General features: G+C 66.0%; 1 protein-coding gene. It reads left to right on the forward strand.

Annotation, left to right across the window (positions count from 1 at the left end; translation table 11 throughout):
- Positions 1–468, forward strand: a 468-nt coding sequence (locus ACX6XY_RS30060; RefSeq protein WP_460337785.1) for an FG-GAP-like repeat-containing protein, incomplete at both ends; no start/stop codon positions are given.

Here is a 468-nt window from a genome sequence, read left to right on the forward strand (position 1 = left end):
CTGTACAACAACGGCAAGCAGGCCGACGGCCGGTACAAGACGGCCCTGTGGACCTTCACCAGCACGGGCGACGGCTTCGGCAAGCCCGTGAAGAAGTGGGACAACATCGCTGACTCCGGCTTCAGCTGGACCTGGGCCAGCAGCAAGCCCGTCGCCGGCGACCGCAATGGTGACGGCAAGGACGACATCGCCGTCCTGTACAACAACGGCAAGCAGGCCGACGGCCGCTACCGGACCGGCCTGTGGACCTTCACCAGCACCGGTGACGACTTCACCAACCCGGTCCGCGTCTGGGACAGCACCGCTGACTTCGGCAGCTGGAACTGGGAGAGCAGCAAGCCCGTCGTCGGCGACTTCGACGGTGACGGCAAGGGCGACATCAGCGTCCTGTACAACAACGGCAAGCAGGCCGACGGCCGGTACAAGACGGCCCTGTGGACCTTCACCAGCACGGGCGACGGCTTCGGC

It is taken from the genome of Streptomyces sp. O3 (assembly GCF_054788135.1).